The organism is Peribacillus sp. Bi134, from assembly GCF_918698065.1.
In the GTDB taxonomy this organism is placed as follows: domain Bacteria; phylum Bacillota; class Bacilli; order Bacillales; family DSM-1321; genus Peribacillus.
The window spans coordinates 215,374-237,669 of record NZ_CAKKLN010000002.1; the positions used below are offsets into that span (position 1 = coordinate 215,374).

Consider the following 22,296-nt stretch of genomic DNA (forward strand, 5'->3'; position numbering starts at 1 on the left):
GAATCACGCACAATTTGAGGAGGAATTACGGAATGAATCGTTTAGCAAAGCAAGATGAGCAAGTGTTTAACGCAATTCAACTGGAATTAGGGCGTCAAAGAAGTAAAATTGAGCTTATTGCTTCTGAAAACTTCGTGAGTGAAGCTGTCATGGAAGCACAAGGGTCGGTCTTAACTAATAAGTATGCAGAAGGATACCCTGGAAAACGTTACTATGGCGGATGTGAGTATGTAGACATCGTTGAAGATCTAGCACGTGAGCGTGCGAAAGAAATTTTCGGCGGGGAGTATGTGAACGTACAGCCGCACTCTGGAGCTCAAGCCAATATGGCCGTTTACTTTACAGTGCTTCAAACCGGCGACACAGTGCTTGGAATGAACCTTTCGCATGGAGGTCATTTAACACATGGAAGCCCAGTTAACTTCAGTGGTGTTAACTACAACTTCGTTGAATATGGTGTAGACGAAAAAGATCACCGTATCGATTACAATGATGTTTTGGAAAAAGCGCGTCAGCACAAACCGAAATTGATCGTAGCGGGTGCAAGTGCATACCCACGGGAAATTGATTTCAAGCGATTCCGCGAAATTGCAGATGAAGTTGGTGCTTATTTAATGGTCGATATGGCACATATCGCAGGTTTGGTTGCGGCTGGTTTACACCAAAGCCCAATTCCTTATGCTGACTTTGTAACGACAACTACTCATAAAACACTTCGCGGACCACGCGGCGGAATGATCATCTGTAAAGAAGAATTCGGTAAGAAGATCGATAAATCCATCTTCCCTGGAATTCAAGGCGGTCCATTGATGCATGTCATATCAGCTAAGGCTGTTGCATTCGGAGAAGCGCTTCAAGATGATTTTAAAGTGTATGCACAACAAATCATCGACAATGCTAAACGTTTGGGCGAAGGTTTGAAGAAAGAAGGGTTCACACTTGTTTCTGATGGAACGGACAATCACTTGATTCTTCTTGATGTTCGCTCTACTGGATTAACGGGAAAAATCGCAGAGCATGTTTTGGATGAAATCGGTATTACCGTTAACAAAAATGCGATTCCTTATGACCCGGAAAAACCATTCGTTACAAGTGGTATTCGTATTGGGACTGCGGCAGTGACATCACGTGGCTTCGGATTGGATGACATGGATGAAATAGCTGCAATCATCGGACTTGTTTTGAAAAATAATGAGGACGCAGCTAAACTTGAAGAAGCAAAACAGCGTGTTGAAACATTAGCGAACAAATTTGAATTATATCCTTCATTGTAATATTCTTGAGCCGCTTCCTTCTAAAGGGAGCGGTTTTTTTATACCTTATGGGAGTCAGTATGAGAAGAATCCGAATAGTGAAAATAGGTCTGACATCTAAACCTTTATTGAAGATTGAATCGTTTTTCTGTAAAATAGGTTGAAGTGAATTTAAAAAGACACGAAAATTTTTCTATTCGATTAGGGAAATCATAAAAAAGCGCAAAACTAAGCAATGGAATTGGAGAGATGCTAAATGGGAAAAGTTTATGTTTTCGATCACCCGTTAATTCAACACAAATTAGCCTATATACGTGATATAAATACAGGAACAAAAGAATTCCGTGAACTAGTGGATGAAGTCGCTTCATTGATGGCATTTGAAATCACGAGGGATATGCCGCTCGAAGAGGTGGAAATCCAAACGCCTGTAAGCACGGCGAAAGTGAAAATGCTTTCTGGTAAAAAAGTGGGGATCGTCCCGATTTTACGTGCAGGCATAGGGATGGTGGACGGAATCATTAAGCTGATTCCTGCTGCAAAGGTCGGACATGTTGGCCTTTACCGTGATCCTGAAACTTTGAAACCTGTTGAATATTATGCGAAAATGCCAAGTGATTTGGCAGAAAGGGAATGCATTGTCGTTGACCCGATGTTAGCCACTGGCGGATCAGCCATCGAAGCGATCCATTCCATTAAAAAGCGCGGTGCAGTGAATATTAAATTCATGTGTTTGATTGCAGCTCCAGAGGGTGTGGACGCATTAAAAGAAGCCCATCCAGATGTTGATATTTATATTGCTGGCCTTGACGAAAAACTGAATGAACATGGTTATATCGTTCCAGGTCTTGGAGACGCAGGAGATCGTTTATTCGGCACAAAATAAGGAAAGAAGCTGAGGTGTCACGAATGAACAAACCGATAAAAGTCATGACCATTTTCGGGACGAGACCAGAAGCTGTCAAAATGGCTCCCTTAGTACTCGAATTTCAAAAACACCCAGAACATTTCAAGCCGATCGTTGCTGTTACGGCTCAGCATCGTCAAATGTTAGATCAAGTTCTCGAACTATTTTCCATTCAGCCGGATTATGACTTGGACATAATGAAGGAAAGGCAAACGCTTGCTGACATTACAACAAGAGCATTAAATGGTCTTGATTCCGTAATGAAGGAAGCTAAGCCTGATATTGTTCTTGTACATGGAGATACAACCACAACGTTCGTCGCAAGTCTGGCTGCCTTTTATAATCAGATTGTCATTGGGCATGTAGAAGCCGGGCTGCGCACCTGGAATAAGTATTCCCCTTATCCGGAAGAGATGAATCGACAGCTTACCGGTACGCTGGCGGATTTGCATTTTGCACCGACTTCGAAGGCGGAGGAGAATCTGCTTAACGAAAACAAGAAGGATAATATTTTCGTGACGGGAAATACGGCAACCGATGCTTTAAAAACGACTGTACGGTCCACTTATTCACATCCGGTGTTAAATGGACTTGGAGAAGACAGGCTCATTTTGCTTACCGCCCATCGCAGGGAAAATCTAGGTGAACCCATGAGGAATATCTTCAGGGCCGTGAAGAAAATCATTGCTGAGCATGATGATGTTCAAGTGGTATATCCTGTCCATTTAAATCCTCTTGTTCAAGAATTGGCGAACGAAATTCTCGGCGACGATCCGCGGATTCATTTGATCGAGCCGCTGGATGTTCTGGATTTCCATAACTTCGCTTCAAGAGCCTATCTGATTTTGACTGATTCTGGAGGAATCCAGGAAGAGGCACCGTCACTTGGTGTACCTGTCCTGGTTTTAAGGGATACGACGGAACGTCCTGAGGGGATTGCGGCTGGAACCTTAAGGTTGGCGGGTACTGATGAACAAACCATTTATTATTTGGCACATGAATTGCTCACGGATCAAGAGGTGCACGAAAAAATGTCCAAAGCTTCAAATCCATATGGGGACGGAAACGCTTCGGTCCGCATAGCTGAAGCCATCCGTTACTATTTTAAGCAAATAAATATGCCACCAACTAGATTTGACTCATAAAAAAGGAAAAGCCATGCGCTTTTCCTTTTTTTATTTGCATACTCCAAGGTTGTTGAGAAAAGATAACTGCTAAGGGGATGATTATGTTGGGAAAGAAAACGTTTCTAGTGTTTGTTTTCCTTTTTGTATTTATTTATCAAAATGAAAAGGGATTGGCATCCGTCATTCTGCCGCCTTTACCAAAACTATCAGAATCTAAGGAAGTAACGGTTGTTGTCACGATGGATAAGGCGTTTCAACGGGAAAAGATCGAAAAACTGCTTGAAAAATACCCATCCCTTCAATTACGGAATGTTTATTCGGTTGCCCTGAATGGATTTTCCCTTCATGGGAAGATGAATGAGATAGAACAACTTAAAAAGGAGGACGAAATTCAGGCTGTAACGGAAGTATCCGTTTATCAAGCCGTGTTGGATGAAAGTGTCCCGTACATAGGAGGAGGCAGGGTCAGGGGTTTCTTTGATAAGGAGAATCACCGGATAACCGGGAAAGGGGTAAAAGTAGGGATAATCGATACTGGCATTGATTATACACATCCAGATTTGCAACGAGCATATAAAGGTGGCAAGGATCTGGTTGATGGTGATGAAGACCCGATGGAAACCAAAAATCAAGGCGACCTGAATACATTACACGGTACTCATGTGGCAGGCATCATTGCAGCCAATGGAAAAATGAAAGGTGTCGCACCAGAGGCGGAGATATATGCATATCGAGCTTTGGGACCAGGTGGAGCAGGAGATACGGATCAAGTCTTGACGGCTATTGAGTCAGCCATGAAGGATAAGGTGGATGTATTGAACCTCTCTCTTGGCAATAACGTCAATGGCCCTGATTTGCCTATCTCCCTTGCATTGAATAAGGCAGTGGAAAGCGGAATAGTTGCCGTGACATCAAATGGGAATTCCGGTCCGGCTGTATGGACCGTCGGCTCACCCGGAACAGCGGAAAAAGCGATTTCCGTTGGGGCATCGACTCCTCCCTTAAGGGTTCCGTATATGATTTACGGACTTGGATCGAAAAAGCATCAATCGCATTTAACCTTGTTTCAAGGCTCTAAAAAATGGAACCTGACGTTTTCCGAGGATGTCATATATGGGGGACTGGGTAATGAAAAGGACCTGAAACATGTTCGGGATAAGATTGTTTTGATGGAACGAGGCACACTTACCTTCCAGCAGAAAGTATCCAATGCAGAAAAGGCAGGTGCAAAGGGGGTAATTGTTTATAATAATACGAGCGGTACCTTTACTGGAAGCTTGGAAAAGGAAATGAACATCCCAGCTGCTTCTATTAATAGAAGAGATGGAATGCAGCTTAAGCAAACCATGGAGCAAGGGCAAAGCAAAACCGTTCAATTTGTTTATAAGAACGAGCAGGATAGGCTCGCTGATTTTAGCTCAAGGGGACCGGTAACTGTATCATGGGGAATAAAGCCTGACGTATTGGCACCGGGAGTGGAAATTGAAAGCACCGTTCCTAAAGGATATATGTCCTTGGATGGAACAAGTATGTCCGCACCGCATGTTGCAGGAGCAGTCGCGTTAATCCTGCAAAAACACCCGGATTGGACTCCTGATCAAGTGAAATCTGCATTGATGAGCACTTCAAAGCCATTGAGGAAATCTGCGAATCAATTTTATCACACATATGAACAGGGGGCTGGACGCATTCAGGTCGACGAAGCATTAAAAGCGGACACGCTCTTGAATCCTAGCTCATTGTCCTTTGGAATGTACACAAAGAAAGAAGGAATTGAAGAGCATCATGAAACGATAGTCATAGAAAATACCGGAACGAAAATGAGGAAGTACTCTTTTATGGTCCCATTAAAAGAGACAGGGCTCACTTGGGAATTGCCGAAATCCCTTACATTGAATCCAAAGGAAAAGAAACAGATAAAAGTGGGACTGCAGATCAACCCAGCCGAGCTTAAAAAGGGAGTATTTGATGGATACCTCATAATAATGGAAGGAACCAAAAGAATATCACTTCCTTATTTATATGTAAAAGAAGAGCCTGATTATCCAAGGGTAATGGGATTTGATTTTGGCCAAGGGGACCAGGCTGGCACATATCGATACGAAATGTACCTTCCGCGGGGGGCTGAAGAATTCGGTATTGCCCTATATGAGGAGGATAGCTTGAAATTCGCTGGATATTTGGATTGGTCGAGATCGGCACCTTCCGGTTTGATCAAAAAAGATGTATTGAAAAAGGACTTGCCGCCTAAAGGAGTGTATAAAGCGATAATATTTGCGAGAAGGGGCGGAAGGGAAGATCGGATAGAAAAGACGTTACTTATTGAGTGAACAGAGGACAATAAGTAAAATAAAACGGATGTCAATAGAAGAAAAAAGATAATTTGTGAACAATTCGTTAATAATTACAAACCTGTGACAAATTTCACTAACCACTCATTGACATTGATTCTAGCCTATTGTATGCTAACAAAGGATGTAAAATGAGAGGGTTTTCAGTAGCCCGGCATGCAGATTTTTACAGCATGAAATGTTTTCTATCCTCCACCAAATTCAACCGCGAGGATGCAACTTGCGTCAAATGATTTGCCGTCTAAAATGGCTATGACTTTGATGTCAGCGATTCTTTCTCAAATAGTCGGATCAGTTTTGTTCGGTATCTTCATTTACTTGTCAGAACCTAAGATTCGAACCGCTGCTATTAGTAATTGGCCTTCTTTGTGGACTTGCTATGTTTACAAGCAATGCTTCATTCAGTACGAAAATATTTCTCAGGAGATTAAATGAAAAATGCCAGAAATGAAAATCATGTTCAACAGGCAGAGTAAATATATAATTTTTCTTCTGGCGGTTTATGTTGTTGGATGGGGACTTACGAGTTATCAAGCCGTTTTTGCTGGGCTTATACTGGGTACGGGTTTGAGTTTATACAATTTATGGCTGATCAATCAGAAAATGAAAAAGTTCAGTCAGGCGCTCGATGAAGGAAAGAAAACTAAATCTCTTGGGACGATGACTCGAATGGCATCCGCAGGTCTAGCGGTACTCATTGCATTGGAATTTCCGGAGCATTTTCATCTGATAAGTGTTGTATGGGGATTAATGACAGCTTATATTGTCATTTTTATAGATTTTTTCATCCAATTAATACGTCGATAGCGGGGAAGAGAGGTGAATATAGTTGAATCATGAAGCACCCTTACAAGAATTTATGGGTCTTACCTTTAACTTGAGTAACGTCCTAATGATTACAGTTGCCAGCCTAGTTGTGTTCATACTTGCTGTGATTGGTACACGTAAGCTTGCAATGAAGCCAACTGGCATGCAGAATTTCATGGAATGGATTATGGATTTCGTTAAGGGTATTATTAATAGTAACATGGACTGGAGAACAGGTGGTCAGTTTCAACTGCTTGGTATGACTTTGCTGATGTACATTTTTGTGTCCAATATGCTAGGTCTTCCGTTTGCAATTAGTTACGATGGTGTGCTTTGGTGGAAATCACCAACAGCCGACCCAGTTATCACATTGACTCTTGCAGTCATGGTTTTAGGTTTAACGCATTATTATGCTATAAAAATGAAAGGCGCCAAGGGTTACTTTAAAGCTTATAAAAACCCAATGACACTTGTAGAGGAATTTACAAACTCCTTGACACTTGGTCTGCGTCTATATGGTAACATTTATGCTGGTGAAGTTTTGCTTAGTCTATTAGCGGGATCTCTAGCATTTAGTGGAGCTGCCGGATTTATTGGTGCAATTGTGCCTACATTAGTATGGCAAGGCTATAGTATTTTCGTCGGTAGTATCCAAGCGTTTATCTTTGTCACGTTAACAATGGTTTATCTGTCTCATAAAGTCAGTGACGACCATTAATTATAAGTTCATTTAGAACTAAAAAAATAATAAATTTTGATACAATCTAAGGAGGATATTTATAATGACAGGTTCAGTAGGTCTTCTTGCAGCAGCAATTGCAATTGGTTTAGCAGCACTAGGTGCAGGTATTGGTAATGGTCTTATCGTTTCAAGAACAGTAGAAGGTATCGCTCGTCAACCAGAAGCTCGCGGTATGCTTCAAACAACAATGTTCATCGGGGTAGGTTTAGTTGAGGCGATGCCTATCATCGCGGTAGTAATTGCGTTTATGGTATATGGTGGTTAATAGAACCTTCAAAAAGTTCAAAAATGGCGAAGTTCGTTCCATGTGAACCTTCGCCTTTCCTTTATGTCCACAATCCTGTTTTTATACAGTTTAAGAGCATAGTTTTCTAAAGTTCATATATAATGAACGCTTTAAGAAGTGAAACTCGTGAAGGGAGTGAACCAAGCGTGTTAACAAGCAGCTTTGTACTTGGGTCAACGTCTCATGGCTTTAATGGCGGAGACATGTTATACCAATTAGTAATGTTTATCATTTTGTTAGCGTTGCTGAAGAAATTTGCATGGGGTCCTCTAATGGGCATCATGACTCAACGTGAAGAACATGTTGCAAATGAAATTCAAGCAGCTGAAGCTAGCAGACAAGAAGCACTTAAATATTTAGAAGAACAACGTGAAATCGTAAAACAATCTCGCACTGAAGCGGGACAACTTATAGAAAACGCGAAACTTCAAGGTGAAGCACAGCGTGAAGAGATCGTGAATCAAGCACGTCTTGAAGCAGAACGCGTCAAAGAAACAGCTAAGCGTGAAATCGTACAGGAAAAAGAAAAAGCCATTACGGCATTACGCGAGCAAGTGGCATCTTTATCCGTACTTATTGCTTCTAAAGTAATAGAAAAAGAATTATCCGAAGCAGATCAAGAGCAATTGATTAATGACTACATTCAAGAGGCAGGAGAAGGGAAATGAGCGATATAACAGTAGCAAAGCGTTATGCCGTTGCCCTTTTCCAAATTGCGAAAGAGCAAAATCTCATTAACCAACTTGAAGAAGAGCTTCGCATAGTGAATGAAGTTTTTACAAATGATAATGAGCTATTAAGCTTTCTGGCTCATCCTAAAATGACTAAAGATGCAAAAGCCGCTTTGATTGCAAATGCATTTGCAAGCCTTTCTTCTTCCGTTCAAAACACTGTGATGTTAATGGTGGAGCGTCATCGTACAGATGAAGTGACAGCAATGGCACAAGAGTTCATTGAACTTGCGAATGAAGAAAACTCAGTAGCTGATGCAACGGTCTATACAGTACGTCCATTGACTGAAACGGAAGTGGAAGCTGTGTCTTCATCTTTTGCAGCGAAAATAGGCAAAAGAAATTTACGCATTACTAATATTACGGATAGCAATATCCTTGGCGGCATCAAATTACAAATCGGTAACCGCATTTATGACGGGACGATTAGCGGTAAGTTAGATCGCCTTAGCAAACAACTATTAGGTTAATATTCACAGATAGGGGTGAAATTCATGAGCATCAAAGCTGAAGAAATCAGTGCGCTGATTAAAAAGCAGATTGAAAACTATCAGTCGGAAATTAAAGTAAGCGATGTTGGTACGGTTATCACTGTTGGTGATGGTATCGCACGCGTTCATGGTTTAGATAATGCAATGTCTGGGGAGCTCTTAGAATTTTCCAATGGTTCAATGGGATTAGCACAAAACCTTGAGCAAAATAACGTGGGTGTTGTTATTCTTGGACCATTCAGAGACATTAAAGAAGGCAGTGAAGTACGCCGTACTGGCCGCATCATGGAAGTGCCAGTTGGAGAAGAATTAATCGGACGTGTCGTGAATCCGCTTGGACAGCCTTTAGATGGCCTAGGCCCGATCGCTACGACAAAAACTCGTCCAATCGAAAGCCCTGCAACAGGTGTAATGGACCGTAAATCAGTACATGAACCTTTACAAACAGGTATTAAAGCAATCGATGCATTAGTTCCAATCGGTCGTGGACAACGTGAGTTGATCATTGGTGACCGTCAAACTGGTAAAACATCAGTTGCGATCGATACAATTCTTAACCAAGCTGACCAAGATATGATCTGTATCTATGTGGCTATCGGTCAAAAAGAATCTACGGTTCGTGGAACTGTTGAAACGCTACGTAAAAATGGTGCTTTGGATTACACAATCGTTGTATCTGCATCAGCTTCTCAACCAGCACCACTTTTATACCTAGCTCCATATGCTGGTGTGACTATGGGTGAAGAGTTCATGTTCGCTGGCAAGCACGTTCTTGTGGTTTACGATGATCTTTCTAAGCAAGCATCTGCATACCGTGAACTTTCCTTGCTACTTCGCCGTCCTCCAGGTCGTGAAGCATTCCCAGGGGATGTATTCTACTTGCACTCCCGTTTACTTGAGCGTGCAGCAAAATTGAATGACACTTTAGGTGCCGGTTCAATCACTGCGCTTCCGTTTGTTGAAACACAAGCAGGCGACATCTCTGCTTACATTCCAACAAACGTAATTTCCATCACTGATGGACAAATCTTCTTGCAATCCGATTTGTTCTTCTCAGGTGTACGTCCTGCGATTAACGCTGGTCTATCCGTATCCCGTGTTGGTGGATCTGCACAAATTAAAGCGATGAAAAAAGTTGCCGGTACATTACGTCTTGACTTGGCTTCATACCGTGAATTGGAAGCATTCTCTCAATTCGGTTCTGATCTAGATGCTGCTACACAAGCAAAACTTAACCGTGGTGCTCGTACAGTTGAAGTCCTTAAGCAAGATCTAAACAAACCGATCAAAGTAGAAAAACAAGTCATGATTTTCTATGCATTGACTAAAGGTCATTTAGATGATATTCCAGTATCGGATATCCTTCGTTTTGAAGAAGAGTACTATGTGTTCCTAGATCGTTCTCATCCGGAATTATTAGATCACATTCGCACAACAAAAGGTCTTCCTGAAGACACTGCTATCGTTGCTGCAATTAACGAATTCAAAAAGAACTTCGTTATTTCTGAATAATAAGGTCTAACTAATTTATAAAGGGTGGTGAGAATGAATGGCCTCTTTACGCGATATTAAGTCTCGGATTACTTCAACGAAAAAGACGAGTCAAATTACAAAAGCGATGCAGATGGTATCTGCTTCTAAAATGAACCGTGCAGAAGCTAATGCTAAAGCATATGTTCCATATATGGAAAAAATTCAAGAAGTGGTATCTAGTATTGCGAACGGAAGCACGGATGCATCTCATCCAATGCTTACTTCACGTCCAGTTAAGAAAACCGGTTACTTGGTAATCACATCGGACCGTGGATTGGCTGGGGCTTACAATAGTAGCATCCTTCGCCACGTTCATAAAACTATTCTTGAACGCCATAAATCCAATGATGAGTTCGTCATTATCGCAATCGGAAGGGTTGGCCGTGATTTCTTTGTCAGCCGTAACATGCACGTAGAGCTTGAAGTAATTGGGGTTCCTGATCAGCCGTCTTTCGCTGACATTAGCTCCCTTGCAAAATCGACAGTGAATTTATATCTGAATGAGCTGTGTGATGAGCTTTATATGTACTATAACCATTATGTCAGCCCAATCCAGCAGGATGTAACGGAAAAGCAAGTCCTTCCGTTAGCTGACTTCAATACTTCCAATGCAACATTGACTTCTTATGAATTTGAACCGAATGCAGAAGAAATTCTTGAGGTATTACTGCCTCAATACGCAGAAAGTTTGATTTATGGTGCTTTATTAGATGGTAAAGCAAGTGAGCACTCTGCACGTATGACTGCAATGAAAAATGCGACCGATAATGCAAAAGAGTTGATCGACTCACTTTCATTACAATATAACCGTGCACGTCAGGCAGCGATCACTCAAGAAATTACAGAGATTGTCGGCGGTGCAGCAGCTTTAGAATAAAATCATTAAAGGGGCGGTCGGCCCGGACGAAGCTTGGCCGTTCCATAAACTCGATAGTCGTTATAAGCAACGTTAGGAGGGAAAACGATGAATATAGGACGCGTTACTCAAGTTATGGGTCCGGTTGTTGACGTGAAATTCGAAGACGGACAACTTCCTAAGATCTATAACGCGTTAAGAATCGAAAATACAGCGTCTGGTACAGGACTAACTCTTGAAGTGGCCCTTCAACTAGGTGATAATACAGTTCGTACTGTAGCAATGTCTTCCACTGATGGTTTAACTCGTGGTGCAGAGACTGTTGATACAGGAGCTCCAATTTCAGTACCTGTAGGTGAAGTTACTCTAGGTCGTGTTTTCAACGTATTAGGGGAAAACATTGACCTATTTGAACCACTTACAGCAGAGGTGCGTCGTGATCCAATTCACAGACAAGCACCAACTTTCGAGGAATTATCAACATCAGTTGAAATTCTTGAAACGGGTATTAAAGTAGTAGATTTACTTGCACCTTACATCAAAGGTGGTAAGATCGGTCTCTTCGGTGGAGCCGGTGTTGGTAAAACTGTACTTATTCAAGAACTTATCAATAACATCGCACAAGAGCACGGCGGTATCTCGGTATTCGCTGGTGTAGGTGAGCGTACTCGTGAAGGGAATGACCTTTTCTACGAGATGACTGATTCTGGTGTTATTAAGAAAACGGCGATGGTATTCGGACAAATGAACGAGCCACCAGGTGCACGTATGCGTGTTGCCCTAAGCGGTTTGACAATGGCTGAATATTTCCGTGACGAACAAGGACAAGATGTTCTTTTCTTCATCGATAACATTTTCCGTTTCACACAAGCAGGTTCTGAGGTTTCTGCCCTACTAGGACGTATGCCTTCAGCGGTTGGTTACCAACCAACGCTTGCTACTGAAATGGGTCAATTACAAGAGCGTATCACTTCAACAAATAAAGGTTCTGTTACATCCATTCAAGCGATCTATGTACCTGCCGATGACTATACGGATCCGGCTCCAGCTACAACTTTCGCTCACTTGGATGCAACAACTAACCTTGAGCGTAAGCTTTCTGAAATGGGTATTTACCCTGCAGTTGATCCATTGGCGTCTTCTTCTCGTGCCCTTAGCCCAGAAGTCGTTGGCGCTGAGCACTATAAAGTTGCTCGTCAAGTGCAATCAACTTTACAGAAATATAAAGAACTTCAAGATATTATTGCCATCTTGGGTATGGACGAATTAAGCGAAGACGAAAAAGTAATCGTTGCCCGTGCTCGTAGAATTCAAAACTTCTTGTCACAAAACTTCCACGTGGCTGAACAATTCACTGGTCAAAAAGGATCTTATGTACCAGTTAAAGAAACAGTCCAAGGATTCAAAGATATCCTAGCTGGAAAATATGACGAACTTCCTGAAGATGCTTTCCGTCTAGTTGGTCGCATCGAAGAAGTTATTGCTAAAGCAAAAGAAATGGCTTAATTAAAGGGACCTAGGAGGGAATGAAATGAAGACCATTAAAGTCAATGTTGTTACTCCCGATGGCCCAGTATATGATGCAGAAGTTGAAATGGTAAGCACTAAAGCTAAAAGCGGTGAGCTGGGAATCATGGCTGGACACGTTCCAACTGTAGCCCCGCTTACCATTGGTGCTGTCCGTCTTAAAAATGGAAGCAACACAGACTATGTAGCTGTAAATGGTGGCTTCTTAGAAGTTCGCCCTGATGTGGTAACCATTTTGGCTCAATCTGCTGAAAGAGCTGAAACTATCGATCTTGCACGTGCTCAAGCAGCAAAAGCCCGTGCTGAACAAAGATTGCAGAACAATGATGGATCAAATGATGCCAAAAGAGCTAATTTAGCGCTTAAACGTGCCATCAACCGAATCCAAATTGCAGAAATGCGATAACTTTAATTGATGAAAACACCTGATCGAGCCATTCGTGGTAAGATTAGGTGTTTTTTTTACCAAAAGGTTTTTGAGGATAGTAATTTTAATAAAAAAGGTTGTAGGATGAAAAAAAAGTCGAATTATAGAGTAAAGTATTTTCCATTTTAATCCTTAACTCGTCGACATGCTTTTAGCCTAATGTTATAATGTATACGCTTACAATTATTGCTACATACCCCCTCCTTTCACGTTGCTTCTAAAAGAATGTCACCCTGCATAATATTTAAAAGGTATCCAAAAAGAAGACAAGCAAATCTAAATTGAACCCATTTAACATGATTTATCCATAAAGGGAGATGAACATGGGACAGCTGCATATTTACCAAAATAATTATTTAATTGTATTTGTTTTCCTTTGTCTCGGCATTTTATTGCCTGTGATTGCTTTATTTCTTGGTAGACTGCTAAGGCCTTATAAACCGACAGATATGAAATATACGACTTATGAAAGTGGAATCGAACCTTTTCAGGATTCGAGGGTTCAATTCAATGTCAGGTATTATCTTTTCGGATTGATGTTCGTCATATTTGATGTGGAAACGGTTTTTCTTTACCCATGGGCGGTCGCTTATGATGAACTCGGACTGTTTGCATTGATTGAAATGCTGTTTTTCGTCCTGATCCTTATGCTAGGGCTAATCTACGCTTGGAAAAAGAAGGTGTTAAAGTGGAATTGAAATTGGATGAACTTACCCCCACAGAAATGGAAGAAATGCGACACAGTATTTTTTTATCCACACTTGAACAAATAAAAGGCTGGGCTAGAAGTAACTCACTCTGGCCAATGACTTTCGGTTTGGCATGCTGTGCAATTGAAATGATGGGTGTCGGCTCATCACATTATGATTTGGACCGATTCGGTTCATTTTTTCGGACATCACCCAGGCAATCGGATGTCATGATTGTTTCAGGAACTGTAACGAAAAAAATGGCTCCAATAATAAGTAGATTATATGAACAAATGCCAGAACCTAAATGGGTAATTGCAATGGGATCCTGTGCAACTGCTGGGGGGCCTTATGTTCACTCATACTCAGTGGTCAAAGGGGTAGATCAAATTGTACCTGTCGATGTATATATACCGGGTTGTCCCCCAAACCCAGCCGCACTTATTTATGGAATCAATAAGTTAAAAGAAAAAATCCGTTACGAGGCGAAAACCGGAAAGCGGGTGATATAGATGAGTGAAAAAGAAGACTTAGCGAAACAGAAGGCAGCGGCAGCGGCCAAGGCGAAGGCTGTAGCTTTGGCCCGAAAACAGGCGAAAGCTGAAAGTGCGGATGCAGAAGATGAAACGGATATTGCGAAGCAAAAGGCAGCGGCAGCGGCCAAAGCGAAGGCTGTAGCTTTGGCCCGAAAGCGGGCGAAAGATGAAGCTGCGGAGAAGCCGGAAGATGAAATGGATATAGCGAAGCAAAAGGCGGCGGCAGCGGCCAAGGCGAAAGCGGCAGCATTGGCCCGAAAGCGGGCGAAAGAAGAAGCTGCGGAGAAGCCGGAAGATGAAATGGATATAGCGAAGCAAAAGGCGGCAGCGGCGGCCAAAGCGAAAGCGGCAGCATTGGCCCGAAAACGGTCGAAAGAGGATGCGACTGAAAAGCCGGAAGGCGAAATGGATGTAGCGAAGCAAAAGGCGGCGGCAGCGGCCAAGGCGAAAGCGGCAGCATTGGCCCGAAAACAGGCGAAAGCTGAAAGTGCGGAGAAGCCGGAAGATGAAATGGATATAGCGAAGCAAAAGGCGGCAGCGGCGGCCAAGGCGAAAGCAGCAGCATTGGCCCGAAAACGGTCGAAAGAGGATGCGACTGAAAAACCGGAAGGCGAAATGGATGTAGCGAAGCAAAAGGCAGCGGCAGCGGCCAAAGCGAAAGCTGCTGCTGCTGCTGCTGCAAAGAACAGGACTGCTGTAAAGGAAAGCGAAGAAGTTATCATCCCTAACGAGCTTTCCCCAAATCAGTCAAAACTCGATCAAATTGTTTCTGCTATTGAAAGCCATGTAGGACAAGGGGCATTATTAGAGCACTATATTAATAGATTATCAAAAGATGTACCCACTTTAGTGGCTAATCCGGATACATATTTCTCAATAGCAAAATTTCTGCGATACGATGAACAGCTTGACTTTTCGTATTTATCGGAACTTCATGGTACGGATTTTGAATCCCATATGGAAATTTATGTACATTTACATTCATTCAAAATGAACCAATCAGTTGCCTTGAAAGTGAAGCTTGATAGGGAATCTCCCGTTATTCCATCTTTGGTCTCATTATGGTCAGGAGCAAATTGGCCAGAATGTGAGGCATATGATTTATTAGGGATTAACTTTTATGAACACCCTGATCTAAAACGGATTTTACTTGGTGATGATTGGAAAGGGTATCCCCTTAGAAAAGATTATCAGCCTTATGATGTGGAGGTGTAAGCCCAATGTTAAGGACGGAAGAAATGCTTCTCAATGTCGGGCCGCAGCATCCGAGTACACATGGTGTTTTTCGGCTTGTCATCAAGATTGACGGTGAAATTATAAAAGAGGCTACACCTGTTATTGGGTATCTGCATCGCGGTACGGAAAAATTAGCGGAAAATCTGCAATATACACAAATAATCCCATATACCGATCGGCTCGATTATCTAGCGGCAATGACAAATAATTATGTGCTTTGCCATGCTGTTGAGACAATGATGGGGGTGGAGATCCCCGAAAGGGCAGAATATTTGCGGGTTATCGCAATGGAATTGGGCAGAGTTGCAAGCCACCTTGTCTGGTGGGGTACATACTTGCTGGATATAGGTGCGACGAGCCCTTTCCTATACGCCTTTCGAGAACGTGAAATGATCGTTAATTTATTGACTGAATTGTCAGGGGCACGCCTTACATTCAATTATATGCGTGTTGGAGGCGTGAAATGGGATGCTCCTGAAGACTGGATTGCGAAGGTTGCCGAGTTTGTCCCTTATATGAGGGAGCAGCTTGCCGGTTACCATGAGCTTGTGACAGGGAATGAAATCTTTGTTAATCGGGTTAAGGGGGTGGGCATCTATACGAAGGAAGAAGCCCTGCAGTATTCGCTTAGCGGTGCCAACTTAAGATGTACAGGTGTGAAATGGGATTTACGAAAAAATGAGCCATATTCCATTTACGACAGGTTCACATTTGATGTTCCTACAAGGGAAGAGGGTGATGCCTTTTCTCGCTATCACTGTAGAATGGAAGAAATCGAGGAATCACTGAAAATCATCGAGCAGGCGGTTGAGCAATTTCCAGAAGGGCCTATCCTCGCTAAGGTCCCTAAAATAATAAAGGTTCCTAAGGGTGAAGCATTTGTCAGAATTGAATCGCCAAGAGGGGAAATAGGCTGTTATATCGCGAGTGAAGGGAAAAAGGAGCCATACCGTTTGAAATTTCGCAGACCTTCATTTTATAATCTGCAAATTCTTCCGAAATTATTGGAAGGGGAAAATATGGCGAACTTGATAACGATATTAGGTGCAATCGATATCGTTTTAGGGGAGGTGGATGGATAAATGATCAAGGACCTTCTCCACTCCGCTCCAAGCCTGCTGAATTTTGGCATTTTTTTTGGTTTGGCAGTCCTGCTCCTGTTCGTCGTATTAGGGTTTGTAACCTATGGAATCCTTTCAGAGCGAAAAATCATGGGATTCATGCAGATGCGTATCGGCCCAAACCAAATTGGGGGGAAATGGGGTCTCTTGCAGACCGTTGCCGATGTTTTGAAACTTCTGATCAAGGAAGATACGATACCCAAAAAAGCTGATAAGCCGTTATATATTTTAGCTCCGGTAATTGCTTTTGCTCCTGCTTTCATGGTCCTTGCCACCTTGCCGTTCACCGATGCCTTCCAATTTGCGGATATAGGTGTCGGACTGCTTTATTATATGGCGATTTCCGGCATATCGACCATCGGCATCGTCACTGCGGGTTGGGCATCCAATAATAAATATTCTTTGATTGGCGGGATGAGGGCAGCCGCGCAAATGATATCTTATGAAATCCCATTGGTGATGTCACTAGTGGGAATTGTCCTCCTAACAGGCAGTTTAAACTTGAATGATATAGTTGCAGCCCAGGAAAGGGTTTGGTTCATTTTTCTTCAGCCGATTGCGTTCATCGTGTTTTTCATTGCATCGGTTGCCGAGTTGAACAGGGTTCCTTTTGACCTTCCGGAAGCGGAATCCGAACTTGTTGCAGGCTATCATGTTGAATACTCTGGATTTCGCTGGGCCTTCTTTATGTTATCTGAATATGTGTATATGTTTGCAATGGCAACGCTAACCACTGTATTATTTTTAGGGGGATGGAATTCTATTCCGTTTTTGGATTTTATTCCGGCAGCCATCTGGTTCGGTCTGAAGTTCAGTGCCGTATTCTATGTATTGGTCTGGATTCGTGTAACCTTTCCTCGTATAAGGGCCGATCAATTGATGGAATTCGGATGGAAGGTGCTGCTTCCGGTTGCATTGGCTAATATATTTTTGACGGCACTTATAAAAGAATTGATTAACCTTTTTTAGAAACTTAAGCTGGTCGGAAAGCGAGGGATTTATATGCTTGGTTTAGCAAAAGGTTTAACCTATACATTAAAGAACTTGACGAGGAAAAAAGTGACCTATGACTACCCGAATGAGCCGCTTCCACTTCCTGACCGATTCCGCGGAATCCAGAAATTCTATCCTGAAAAATGTATTGTATGCAATCAGTGCGTGACGATTTGCCCAACGGATTGTATTCAATTAACAGGTAAGAAGCATCCGGACCCGTCGAAAAAAGGGAAAATCATCGATACGTATGACATCAATTTCGAGATTTGCATTTTATGTGATTTATGTACGGAGGTCTGCCCTACAGAAGCAATCGTGATGACGAATCAATTCGAGCTGGCCGAATATAGCCGTGATCATCTATTTAAAAATCTGGAGTGGCTGGATGAAAATGATGAAAATGTCCGGAAGGTGAATAAAGTATGAGTTTGTCGGGTGAATTAATTGCCTTCATTGGTTTGGCACTCGTCTCGATAGTAGGCGGGGTGCTGCTGATTACCTTAACAAAAGTGGTGCACATGGTAATTGCACTTGTTTTTACTTTCTTGGGCATTGCAGGCATTTATATGTTGCTTTCGGCCGAGTTTGTCGCCATTGTTCAAATCCTTATTTATTCAGGGGCTATTACGATCGTGATGCTATTCGGGATTATGCTGACAAAACACCAAGAAAATGATGCACCCGCTAAAGGGGGCTGGGGGAATTTCTCCTTGCTGGCGGCGATTGCTGGATTTGCCGTGGCGGTGTATCTGGGGATTTATAATCTTGATATACCTGTACAGCCAACGGCCTTGCATGAGGAAAATACAAAGCAAATAGGAATCGAACTTTTTTCAAAATATGTAATTCCATTTGAAGTGATGTCGGTACTCCTGCTTGTTGCTTTAGTCGGTGCCATCGTATTGGCTAAAAAAGATGATGAGGAGGGAGATCGATCATGACGGGAGTTCCCTTGTCGGCTTACCTTGTATTGGCACTCGTTTTATTTTGTATAGGGCTGTATGGTGCCTTGACGAAAAGAAATGCGGTCATTGTTTTGATTTCAATCGAGCTGATGCTGAACGCTGCAAATATCAATTTAGTTGCCTTCAGTAAATTGGGGGTAACACCATCCATTACGGGTCAAGTTTTTTCCTTATTCACGATTACGATCGCTGCGGCCGAGGCGGCTGTAGGGCTGGCTATACTAATGTCCCTTTATCGCAATCGGAAGACGGTCAATGTCGATGAAATGGAAATTATGAAGAATTGAAGGTTTATATAAATGAAGAAGGGGATTTGATACGATGATGGAGTACGCATGGCTCATACCGGTCTTTCCACTCGTCACGTTTCTGGTTCTGCTTCTATCAGGCGGGCGGTTGCGGGAACGAGGGGCATTTATAGGAATAATATGTACATTGGCTTCGTTTGTTTTATCGTTGCTCGTCCTGATGGAACGATTTAAAGAACCTACTTATAATATATCGATAGATTGGCTTTCCTTCGGGGGGACGCAACTTTCAGCTGGATTCGAAATCAATCAGCTTAATGCCTTGATGCTTGTGGTCGTTTCCCTTGTCAGCCTGCTTGTCCAGATATATTCGAAGGGGTATATGAAGGGTGAAGTGCGATTCTCCATTTTTTATGCTTATCTGGGCTTCTTCACCTTTGCCATGCTTGGACTTGTCATGGCACCCAATTTATTACAACTTTATATCTTCTGGGAATTGGTCGGGGTGGGTTCTTTCCTGCTCATTGGGTTTTACTTTTATAAACATGAAGCTAAGGCTGCAGCGAAGAAGGCATTCATCATGACCAGGATTGGGGATGTAGGGCTCTTAATCGGCATCATTCTGCTATTCTGGGAAACAGGCAGCTTTGAATATGGAGAGATCTTTCAAGCCGTTCAATCGGGCATGATATCAAGCGAAAAACTGACTTTAATCGCTATTTTGATTTTTATCGGAGCGGTTGGGAAGTCTGGGCAATTTCCTCTTCACACGTGGCTTCCGGATGCAATGGAAGGACCGACTCCGGTTTCCGCATTGATACACGCAGCAACCATGGTTGCTGCAGGGGTTTACCTGGTGGCGGCCATGTTTCCGCTATTCATGGCAAGTTTTGCTGCGATGCAGGTCGTAGCGATAACAGGTGGAATTACAGCCATATTCGCCGCAAGCATTGCCATCGTGCAAAAGGATGTTAAGCGTGTATTGGCATATTCGACAATCTCTCAGCTTGGCTTTATGATGCTTGCTTTGGGTACTTCGGGATATGTGGCCGGGGTGTTCCATTTAATGACCCATGCCTTTTTTAAAGCATTGCTGTTTTTGGCAGCAGGCAGTGTTATTCACGCTATACATACACAGGATATGGAAAAGATGGGCGGCCTATGGGGTAAGTTGAATTGGACTGGGCCGCTGTTCTTGACTGGCACGTTGGCGATATCGGGGTTTCCGTTATTCTCAGGTTTTTTCAGTAAAGATGAAATTCTAATGGCAGCCTGGGAGAATGGTAGTTATATATTGTTCGGTCTAGCGGTGGTTACCTCCTTTTTAACTGCTTTTTATATGTTCCGGCTGTTTTTCATGATGTTTGCAGGCGATTCGCGCAGTCAAGTAAAACAGGTCAAGGAATCACCTTCCATCATGCTAATTCCCATGCTCGCATTGGCTTTGCTTGCTGTAATCGGCGGGTATATCCAAACACCGTGGTTTGGAACTTTCCTTGGGGAGTGGCTTGTGGAGGGAAATGAAGCTGCTCTAGGCGCCGGCCATAGTGAGGGACCCGTTTGGATAATGTTGCTGGCCGTGCTTGTATCGCTGGCCGGGATATACCTTGCTTATATGATATACGCTAAAAAGAAGTTACCTCGGGACTGGCTTGTCAAAGAAAACTCCGGGGTATATCGGGTTTTGGAAAATAAGTATTATATTGATGAGATTTACTATTACACTGCAGGCTATGCAGTCAAAGGCTTTAGTATATTCCTATCTTATATGGAAAGGTTCATTGTCGGCGGCCTGGTTTCCACTGTAACAAGTTCGATAGAAGGATTAGGAAAAATAGGGTCTAAACTGCAAACAGGACAGGTACAGCAATATGGCATGATAGCCTTTCTGGGACTTGCGGTACTGTTGGTGATTTTTGCAGTAACTGGGGGGTATCTAAGATGAATGTCTATTTGCTCTCGCTTTTAGTGTTTTCACCGCTGCTGGGCATAGTGATGGTTGCCCTCATGCCGAAAAAAGAGGGAAGGACGATTAAACAATTTGGCTTTTTCGGAACACTGCCTCCTCTTTTCCTATCGTTCTTTCTATGCAGCCAATATTATTCGGGTGTGGGCCTATCCTTATTTGACATTAAGTTGAATTGGATCAGGTTTGGGAATTTGGAGATGTATGATCCCAAGCTCTTCACGGTTGACTTTGAATTGGGGCTGGATGGATTAAGTCTCATCTTCATATTACTGACAACAATCATTTCAACACTGGCCGCAATCGCATCCATTTATATAAAAAAGGAATGGAAAGGGTATTATTTGTTATTTTTGATCCTGGAGATTGGGATGCTCGGTGTCTTCACCGCAGAAAATTTAATCCTTTTCTTCATCTTTTTTGAAATGACTTTGATTCCTGCTTTCTTTTTAATTGGCAGATGGGGCTTCCTGGAGAGGGAGAAAGCTTCTTATAGTTTTCTGATTTATAATGGCATTGGTTCGGCTGTTTTATTAGTGGCTATTTTGATTTTGTTTGCCAGGACGGGTACGACCAACATTGCAGCATTGACACAGATGATGACAATGGGCGGTGTTTCACTTTTTGCACCAATATCCGGTTCGATGAAATATGGTTTATGTCTCGCCTTTCTCGTAGCATTTGCGATAAAGCTGCCCGTCTTTCCCTTTCACAGCTGGATGGTGCGGGTCCATGCAGAAGCACCTCCATCCATAGTCATGATACATGCGGGTGTCCTATTGAAAATAGGGGCGTACGGAATCATCCGGTTTGGAATGGGGATATTTCCTGAACAATATAAAAGCTTGGCCTTTACCATTGTCCTATTTGGGGTCCTCAGTTTTTTATATGGTGCATTTTTAGCTTTGGTACAAACGGATTTCAAGCTCGTTTTAGCCTACTCATCAATCTCACATATGGGTATCGTCATGATGGGGCTGGGAGCCTTGAATGAAGCGGGCATTCAGGGAGCTATTTTTCAAGTCATCTCACACGGGCTAATTGCTGCTTTGTTGTTTTTCTTGGTGGGAGTGTTGTATGAGCGTACGGGAACCACGATGCTTCCTAAGCTTGGGGGGCTGGCCAAGTCGATGCCGATTTTTTCAGGGTTTATGTTAGCTTGCGGGATGGCTTCACTCGGTTTGCCTGGCATGTCGGGCTTCATCAGTGAATTCATGGTATTTCTTGGCTTATTCAAGAGTCAGCCGTTGCTTGCGGCAATTGGGGTGATCGGGCTGGTTTTAACCGCTGTTTATGTATTGAGGGCGGTCATGCAGATGACTTTCGGGAAAAATGATAGCTTGATAGAAAAAGAGAAATGGGACCTAAGGGGCTGGGAGTTTTTTCCCGCGTTGGTTCTTCTCGCTTTGATAATATCTGTTGGGGTATACCCAAATTTGTTAGGCGGGTCTCTTCAAGGAACGATTGAAGCCATGATGCTTGCTCTAGGGGGGCGATGAAG

The 22,296-nt window shown here is 42.8% G+C and carries 23 protein-coding genes; all 23 read left to right on the forward strand.

The window, feature by feature from the left end; genetic code table 11:
* Positions 1-32 precede the first annotated feature (32 nt).
* The 23 genes from glyA (at position 33) to LQ188_RS04125 (ending at position 22,294) form a co-directional block, all read left to right on the forward strand.
* Complete coding sequence (gene glyA, locus LQ188_RS04015; RefSeq protein ID WP_101223840.1) at positions 33-1,274, forward strand: serine hydroxymethyltransferase; 1,242 nt, start codon at positions 33-35, stop codon at positions 1,272-1,274.
* 235 nt (positions 1,275-1,509) lie between these two features.
* Positions 1,510-2,139, forward strand: a complete 630-nt coding sequence (gene upp, locus LQ188_RS04020; protein WP_101223839.1) for a uracil phosphoribosyltransferase — start codon at positions 1,510-1,512, stop codon at positions 2,137-2,139.
* Between the two features lie 23 nt (positions 2,140-2,162).
* The gene (gene wecB, locus LQ188_RS04025) at positions 2,163-3,305 is read left to right on the forward strand and encodes a UDP-N-acetylglucosamine 2-epimerase (non-hydrolyzing) (protein ID WP_230176113.1); all 1,143 of its coding nucleotides are present in this window, start codon (positions 2,163-2,165) and stop codon (positions 3,303-3,305) included.
* A gap of 83 nt (positions 3,306-3,388) precedes the next feature.
* Entirely contained in the window at positions 3,389-5,617 is a 2,229-nt protein-coding gene (locus LQ188_RS26805; protein ID WP_290370092.1) for a S8 family serine peptidase, read from the forward strand.
* Positions 5,618-6,076: 459 nt separating this feature from the next.
* Positions 6,077-6,445 (forward strand): ATP synthase subunit I, encoded by a 369-nt coding sequence (locus LQ188_RS04035; RefSeq protein ID WP_101223836.1) that lies wholly within the window; start codon positions 6,077-6,079, stop codon positions 6,443-6,445.
* A 22-nt stretch (positions 6,446-6,467) separates the two neighbouring features.
* Entirely contained in the window at positions 6,468-7,163 is a 696-nt protein-coding gene (gene atpB, locus LQ188_RS04040; protein ID WP_101223835.1) for a F0F1 ATP synthase subunit A, read from the forward strand.
* 64 nt (positions 7,164-7,227) lie between these two features.
* Entirely contained in the window at positions 7,228-7,452 is a 225-nt protein-coding gene (gene atpE, locus LQ188_RS04045; protein ID WP_048685857.1) for a F0F1 ATP synthase subunit C, read from the forward strand.
* 167 nt (positions 7,453-7,619) lie between these two features.
* Positions 7,620-8,141: a F0F1 ATP synthase subunit B gene (atpF, locus tag LQ188_RS04050; RefSeq protein ID WP_048685855.1), complete on the forward strand. Its 522-nt coding sequence runs from the start codon at positions 7,620-7,622 to the stop codon at positions 8,139-8,141.
* Complete coding sequence (locus LQ188_RS04055; RefSeq protein ID WP_101223834.1) at positions 8,138-8,674, forward strand: F0F1 ATP synthase subunit delta; 537 nt, start codon at positions 8,138-8,140, stop codon at positions 8,672-8,674. Before atpF ends, LQ188_RS04055 begins: the two co-directional genes overlap by 4 nt.
* Before the next feature lie 24 nt (positions 8,675-8,698).
* Entirely contained in the window at positions 8,699-10,207 is a 1,509-nt protein-coding gene (atpA, locus tag LQ188_RS04060) for a F0F1 ATP synthase subunit alpha (RefSeq protein WP_230176114.1), read from the forward strand.
* Between the two features lie 37 nt (positions 10,208-10,244).
* Entirely contained in the window at positions 10,245-11,105 is an 861-nt protein-coding gene (locus LQ188_RS04065) for a F0F1 ATP synthase subunit gamma (RefSeq protein WP_101223833.1), read from the forward strand.
* Between the two features lie 87 nt (positions 11,106-11,192).
* Positions 11,193-12,590, forward strand: coding sequence for a F0F1 ATP synthase subunit beta (atpD, locus tag LQ188_RS04070; RefSeq protein ID WP_101223832.1), 1,398 nt, complete (start codon positions 11,193-11,195; stop codon positions 12,588-12,590).
* Between the two features lie 25 nt (positions 12,591-12,615).
* On the forward strand, positions 12,616-13,017 hold the full coding sequence (locus LQ188_RS04075; protein WP_048685840.1) for a F0F1 ATP synthase subunit epsilon: 402 nt from the start codon (positions 12,616-12,618) through the stop codon (positions 13,015-13,017).
* A gap of 344 nt (positions 13,018-13,361) precedes the next feature.
* Positions 13,362-13,736, forward strand: coding sequence for an NADH-quinone oxidoreductase subunit A (locus LQ188_RS04080; RefSeq protein ID WP_076368347.1), 375 nt, complete (start codon positions 13,362-13,364; stop codon positions 13,734-13,736).
* Positions 13,737-13,762: 26 nt separating this feature from the next.
* Positions 13,763-14,239 carry an NADH-quinone oxidoreductase subunit B gene (locus tag LQ188_RS04085; protein WP_170946902.1) on the forward strand — a complete coding sequence of 159 codons (477 nt, stop codon included), beginning with the start codon at positions 13,763-13,765 and terminating at the stop codon, positions 14,237-14,239.
* Positions 14,240-15,478: an NADH-quinone oxidoreductase subunit C gene (locus LQ188_RS04090; protein ID WP_230176115.1), complete on the forward strand. Its 1,239-nt coding sequence runs from the start codon at positions 14,240-14,242 to the stop codon at positions 15,476-15,478.
* 5 nt (positions 15,479-15,483) lie between these two features.
* Positions 15,484-16,581, forward strand: a complete 1,098-nt coding sequence (locus LQ188_RS04095; RefSeq protein ID WP_101223829.1) for an NADH-quinone oxidoreductase subunit D — start codon at positions 15,484-15,486, stop codon at positions 16,579-16,581.
* Positions 16,582-17,589 carry an NADH-quinone oxidoreductase subunit NuoH gene (nuoH, locus tag LQ188_RS04100; protein ID WP_230176116.1) on the forward strand — a complete coding sequence of 336 codons (1,008 nt, stop codon included), beginning with the start codon at positions 16,582-16,584 and terminating at the stop codon, positions 17,587-17,589.
* 33 nt (positions 17,590-17,622) lie between these two features.
* The gene (gene nuoI / locus LQ188_RS04105) at positions 17,623-18,042 is read left to right on the forward strand and encodes an NADH-quinone oxidoreductase subunit NuoI (protein WP_101223827.1); all 420 of its coding nucleotides are present in this window, start codon (positions 17,623-17,625) and stop codon (positions 18,040-18,042) included.
* Positions 18,039-18,557: an NADH-quinone oxidoreductase subunit J gene (locus LQ188_RS04110; RefSeq protein ID WP_101223826.1), complete on the forward strand. Its 519-nt coding sequence runs from the start codon at positions 18,039-18,041 to the stop codon at positions 18,555-18,557. The genes nuoI and LQ188_RS04110 overlap by 4 nt, the downstream gene beginning before the upstream one ends.
* Positions 18,554-18,868 carry an NADH-quinone oxidoreductase subunit NuoK gene (gene nuoK, locus LQ188_RS04115; protein WP_101223825.1) on the forward strand — a complete coding sequence of 105 codons (315 nt, stop codon included), beginning with the start codon at positions 18,554-18,556 and terminating at the stop codon, positions 18,866-18,868. Before LQ188_RS04110 ends, nuoK begins: the two co-directional genes overlap by 4 nt.
* A 34-nt stretch (positions 18,869-18,902) precedes the next feature.
* Complete coding sequence (nuoL, locus tag LQ188_RS04120; RefSeq protein ID WP_230176117.1) at positions 18,903-20,774, forward strand: NADH-quinone oxidoreductase subunit L; 1,872 nt, start codon at positions 18,903-18,905, stop codon at positions 20,772-20,774.
* Positions 20,771-22,294, forward strand: coding sequence for an NADH-quinone oxidoreductase subunit M (locus LQ188_RS04125; protein ID WP_230176118.1), 1,524 nt, complete (start codon positions 20,771-20,773; stop codon positions 22,292-22,294). The genes nuoL and LQ188_RS04125 overlap by 4 nt, the downstream gene beginning before the upstream one ends.
* Positions 22,295-22,296 lie beyond the last annotated feature (2 nt).

Bases quoted from the DNA above. Each gene is read 5' to 3' on its own strand.
- glyA (WP_101223840.1), top strand. From the start codon at position 33: ATGAATCGTTTAGCAAAGCAAGATGAGCAAGTGTTTAACGCAATTCAA.
- upp (WP_101223839.1), top strand. From the start codon at position 1,510: ATGGGAAAAGTTTATGTTTTCGATCACCCGTTAATTCAACACAAATTA.
- wecB (WP_230176113.1), top strand. From the start codon at position 2,163: ATGAACAAACCGATAAAAGTCATGACCATTTTCGGGACGAGACCAGAA.
- LQ188_RS26805 (WP_290370092.1), top strand. From the start codon at position 3,389: ATGTTGGGAAAGAAAACGTTTCTAGTGTTTGTTTTCCTTTTTGTATTT.
- LQ188_RS04035 (WP_101223836.1), top strand. From the start codon at position 6,077: ATGCCAGAAATGAAAATCATGTTCAACAGGCAGAGTAAATATATAATT.
- atpE (WP_048685857.1), top strand. From the start codon at position 7,228: ATGACAGGTTCAGTAGGTCTTCTTGCAGCAGCAATTGCAATTGGTTTA.
- LQ188_RS04055 (WP_101223834.1), top strand. From the start codon at position 8,138: ATGAGCGATATAACAGTAGCAAAGCGTTATGCCGTTGCCCTTTTCCAA.
- atpA (WP_230176114.1), top strand. From the start codon at position 8,699: ATGAGCATCAAAGCTGAAGAAATCAGTGCGCTGATTAAAAAGCAGATT.
- LQ188_RS04065 (WP_101223833.1), top strand. From the start codon at position 10,245: ATGGCCTCTTTACGCGATATTAAGTCTCGGATTACTTCAACGAAAAAG.
- atpD (WP_101223832.1), top strand. From the start codon at position 11,193: ATGAATATAGGACGCGTTACTCAAGTTATGGGTCCGGTTGTTGACGTG.
- LQ188_RS04075 (WP_048685840.1), top strand. From the start codon at position 12,616: ATGAAGACCATTAAAGTCAATGTTGTTACTCCCGATGGCCCAGTATAT.
- LQ188_RS04080 (WP_076368347.1), top strand. From the start codon at position 13,362: ATGGGACAGCTGCATATTTACCAAAATAATTATTTAATTGTATTTGTT.
- LQ188_RS04085 (WP_170946902.1), top strand. From the start codon at position 13,763: ATGGAAGAAATGCGACACAGTATTTTTTTATCCACACTTGAACAAATA.
- LQ188_RS04090 (WP_230176115.1), top strand. From the start codon at position 14,240: ATGAGTGAAAAAGAAGACTTAGCGAAACAGAAGGCAGCGGCAGCGGCC.
- LQ188_RS04095 (WP_101223829.1), top strand. From the start codon at position 15,484: ATGTTAAGGACGGAAGAAATGCTTCTCAATGTCGGGCCGCAGCATCCG.
- nuoH (WP_230176116.1), top strand. From the start codon at position 16,582: ATGATCAAGGACCTTCTCCACTCCGCTCCAAGCCTGCTGAATTTTGGC.
- nuoI (WP_101223827.1), top strand. From the start codon at position 17,623: ATGCTTGGTTTAGCAAAAGGTTTAACCTATACATTAAAGAACTTGACG.
- LQ188_RS04110 (WP_101223826.1), top strand. From the start codon at position 18,039: ATGAGTTTGTCGGGTGAATTAATTGCCTTCATTGGTTTGGCACTCGTC.
- nuoK (WP_101223825.1), top strand. From the start codon at position 18,554: ATGACGGGAGTTCCCTTGTCGGCTTACCTTGTATTGGCACTCGTTTTA.
- nuoL (WP_230176117.1), top strand. From the start codon at position 18,903: ATGATGGAGTACGCATGGCTCATACCGGTCTTTCCACTCGTCACGTTT.
- LQ188_RS04125 (WP_230176118.1), top strand. From the start codon at position 20,771: ATGAATGTCTATTTGCTCTCGCTTTTAGTGTTTTCACCGCTGCTGGGC.